The organism is Anaerolineales bacterium (genome assembly GCA_022866145.1).
GTDB lineage: Bacteria > Chloroflexota > Anaerolineae > Anaerolineales > E44-bin32 > PFL42.
On the sequence record JALHUE010000379.1, the window covers coordinates 1 to 3,673 of the forward strand.

Genomic DNA, 3,673 nt, shown 5'->3' on the forward strand with positions numbered 1-3,673 from the left:
CGTCGGCGTGACCGTGAGCGTCGGTGTCAGGGTGACGGTCGACGTCGGGGTGGCGGTCGGTGTGTGAGTCGGCGTCGGGGTTGGAGTGGCGAACAAGGAGAACGGACCTGAGCACCCGGCCAAGACTGCGGATAGAAAGATCCATCCCGCCGCGCGCCCGCTGATGCCCAACCCAAAGTCGCCCATTCTCGCCCTCCTGACTGCTAGGCATTCTACGCGACCGGCTGCAGGCGAATCAATCCACCGAAGGCCCCAGTCTGCCTGTGGGGGCCTATGGCCGCAGGTTCTGGGGGCGGGCCCCCCGACCTGGAGCCCCTGCCGGAGTTTGGCCGCGCTCGGGGTTCTCGAGTGACCACTCCGGATCGGCTGCGCCCGTTTGCGCAAGGAGCACCGGCCCGTAGGGGTACATGGGAGTGGGTAGACTCCAGGACTGGTCCGCCCGGCGGGAACCCGGCATCGAGGACGGGCCTCACGAGGAAGCCCCAGCTGCCGTCAGGCGCCGCCGGATCTCGGTCCCCTGGCGTCGCACCGGCCTCTAGCGCAGGGAGATGGGCAGACCCCGGCTGAGAGTCCGGAGTGCCCATCGCTGGACGGCGCTGCGCCGGGAACCTGGCTTCAGGCGCCGACCGAGCAGCTGCGTTGGATGCGCCAGCGGCCGACAGGGACGCGCTCGGAGATCGGGGCTGGATCAGCCTTTCTGCCGCACCGGATGGCGGAGGACGGTTCTCAGCTTCTCTGGCGCGGCGCGCATTGGGTCTCCCAGGTAGATCTCGTGGTGTCTTCCCCGGAGGGCCAGTCGCTGTTCGGCCGCGAAGTCATCCATCTTCTTGAGGGTGCGCGGCTCCTGGGCATAGGGCCCAATGTGCAGCGCCTGGATGCACAGGCCCTCGTGCAACCGGCGCAGCCGCACCCTGGCAATGGCGGGGTTGGGCTTCTTCTCCTTCAGGCGGACGATCGCCTGGCTGAACATCTTCGGCGTGATGTGCTCCGGCTGTAGGATCATGGCGGTGTATTTCCAGGGCTGCCCGGGATCGAAGTAGCTGCCCCGGCTTACCCACCACAGCGCCTCGAGCGCCATGACCGGGTAGTCGATCGGGTTCACCTTCCGCTGCTTCGACATGAACTTCAGCGTATAGGAGATTCCGTACAGGGCCTGCAATGCATCCCGGAATCCCGGGCTGTCGGACGGTCCCTGGCCGGGCTCGATCACGCCGTTGATCATGGCGAACTGCAGTTCCGGGACATCGAGCAAGACAACCTTCTTGGCCGGCGCAACATACAACGACCGGTACTTCTTGCGCAGATCGAGTTTCTTCATCGCTTGACCCCTTCTGCTAGTTTGGCTCCACCCTTACTCCAGCCAGCGCCAGGAGGCGAGGACCTGCTGGACTACGGCCTTGTCCACCAGGTAGGCCGCTTGGGTCGTCCCAGCCCGAGTCCAGTCCCCGCCATAGTTGTAACGGAAGTCATTCAGCCGGGCGACGAAGAACTCGTAAACGAAAGAACCATCGTCGAGGCTGTAGACCTGGGTGCCATCCGCCGTCAGGGCCGCTGTGCCGATGGTGATCGCCTCCTCCGTCGACCGAAGCTCGTAGCTGCCGACGCCGCTGATGCCGCAGGGCATCGAGTACTTCCCTCCCCGTTCCTCAGGCGCGCCTACATAAAGGTAGGCCGTGCCGTAGCGGATGCCGGCGCACAGCGCCTCGGGATAGGCGGCCTCCAGTGTCGGAACGTACTGTCCCGGCTCCAAGCCGGCCGGCAGTTCATCCGTCGGATAGCCTGTGACGCCTACGGTGACCAGCTCGGCCTCGGCCGGGTAATCGAAGGCATAGCCCAACATCTCGTTGCGGTACGTCAGCCAGCCGGTGGGTGGCGTCGGGGTGGCCGCAACCTCCGGGATCTCAACCGTGGGTAGCACCGGGACGGTCGGTGAAGGGAGTTCCAGGATGGTTGGCGAAGAGAGGGCAGCCACGGTCGGCGCCTCGGACGCCGGTGGCGGCGGGCTCCAGTTGCAGGCCAGCGCCGTCCCCAGCAAGATCAAGGCAAGAGGGGCAGCGGGATTGCGAAAGCGGAGAGAGGCTCGCATGTCAGTGGACTCCTACGGAAGTCACGATTGTATGCCTGTGCCGGATCGGCGCCAATCCCCAGCCCCCGCCGGCAGCAGGTCGGGGCTCGTCCGAAGGCGAGAGTTGGAGTAGCATGTCAGCTTCTCCGCCCGGCGGCCGGGGCTGCGTGAGGGCATGTGACATCTTCAGTCGTGCAGAAGGCCCAAGGAATCTACCGCGAGTTCACGCCTCGTTTCTGGATCCTCGTCGGGGCCCACTGGATCAACGGTATCGGGCGGACGATGATCTTCCCCTTCTTCGCCTTGTACGTCACCCAGAAGTTCGACGTGGGCATGACTCAGGCGGGGATCCTGCTGGCGGTGTTCTCCATTTCCGGCATGGTGGGCAACCTCGCCGGAGGCGCTCTCACGGACCGCTTCGGGCGACGGTCCATGGTTCTCTTCGGGCTGGTGTTCTCTGCCTTCAGCAGCCTGGCCCTGGGCCTGGTGGGGGACCTGCGGGGCTTCTTCGTGCTGGCGGTGGTCGTCGGTTTCCTCTCCGACATCTCAGGCCCCGCCGAAGGCGCCATGGTCGCCGACCTTCTCCCGGAAGAAAAGCGAGCGGAGGGATTCGGCGTGCTGCGCGTTGCCGGCAACCTGGCCTGGATCGTCGGGCCGACCATCGGCGGGCTCCTGGCCACTCGGTCCTACCTGCTGCTCTTCATCCTGGACGCGATCTGCAGCTCGATCACCGCGCTCATCATCTACAAGATGATCCCGGAAACCCGGTCTGCGGCGGCCGCCGCGGCCACCGAACAGGAGTCGGTCAGCCAGACCTTCCGCGGCTACGGCCGGGTGCTCTCCGATTCGGTATTCCTGCTTTTCCTGGCGGTATGTATGCTGATGAACCTGGTCTACCTGCAGATGTACAGCACTTTCTCGGTGTACCTGCGGGATGTCCATGGCATCGGCGCGCGTGGTTACGGCCTGGTGATGAGTTTGAATGCATGCCTGGTGGTCATCCTGCAATTTCCGGTGACGCGCGCCGTCAAGCGTTACCCGGCGATGCTGGTGATGTCCCTGGGAACCGTCCTGTACATGGTCGGCTTCACTGCCTTCGGCCTGGTAGAAACCTACATCTTATTCGTGGTCGCCATGCTGGTAATCACATTCGGGGAGATGATCGTCATCCCGGTCGGACATGCCCTGGTGGTGCAGTTGGCGCCGGAAGCCATGCGTGGACGCTACATCGCGGTCTTCGGGATTTCCTGGGCGCTCCCGCAGGCTACCGGGCCCTGGGTCGCCGGGATCATCCTCGACAACTACAACCCCAACCTGGTGTGGTACCTGTGCGGAGCACTGGCCGCCATGGCGGCTCTGGGCTTCGTCTATCTGCACGGGCGATCCCGCATCCGGCTTGCCGCTGCCATCCCCGAGCCCAGCCTGAAGACCACCGCCGCGTAGCGGCAGATGCCGCGCCGCACTCGGGGTAGCCTACGCCTCAGGGGCTGGTTGGACACAGCCCTCGTCACCCCTCACCCGCAGCCCCCGCGCCGCGTCCACGTGGGCACGGCGGGAGGCGTCACGGAGAGCGCGCGGGAGGTAGGGGACGTCGAGGGAGAGGAAGAC

At 65.4% G+C, this 3,673-nt stretch carries 4 protein-coding genes; 1 reads left to right on the plus strand and 3 read right to left on the minus strand.

The window, feature by feature from the left end; genetic code table 11:
- The 3 genes from MUO23_11500 to MUO23_11510 form a co-directional block, all read right to left on the minus strand.
- Positions 1 to 186, minus strand: a 186-nt coding sequence (locus tag MUO23_11500) for a hypothetical protein (protein MCJ7513581.1), incomplete at its 3' end; no start/stop codon positions are given.
- A gap of 502 nt (positions 187 to 688) precedes the next feature.
- Entirely contained in the window at positions 689 to 1,318 is a 630-nt protein-coding gene (locus MUO23_11505; protein ID MCJ7513582.1) for a GyrI-like domain-containing protein, read from the minus strand.
- 33 nt (positions 1,319 to 1,351) lie between these two features.
- On the minus strand, positions 1,352 to 2,086 hold the full coding sequence (locus MUO23_11510) for a hypothetical protein (GenBank protein ID MCJ7513583.1): 735 nt from the start codon (positions 2,084 to 2,086) through the stop codon (positions 1,352 to 1,354).
- A 156-nt stretch (positions 2,087 to 2,242) separates the two neighbouring features.
- Here MUO23_11510 and MUO23_11515 point away from each other — a divergent pair, with 156 nt between their 5' ends.
- Positions 2,243 to 3,508 (plus strand): MFS transporter, encoded by a 1,266-nt coding sequence (locus tag MUO23_11515; protein ID MCJ7513584.1) that lies wholly within the window; start codon positions 2,243 to 2,245, stop codon positions 3,506 to 3,508.
- Positions 3,509 to 3,673 lie beyond the last annotated feature (165 nt).

Coding starts and splice junctions, on each gene's coding strand:
- MUO23_11505 (MCJ7513582.1), bottom strand. CDS start 1,318: ATGAAGAAACTCGATCTGCGCAAGAAGTACCGGTCGTTGTATGTTGCG.
- MUO23_11510 (MCJ7513583.1), bottom strand. CDS start 2,086: ATGCGAGCCTCTCTCCGCTTTCGCAATCCCGCTGCCCCTCTTGCCTTG.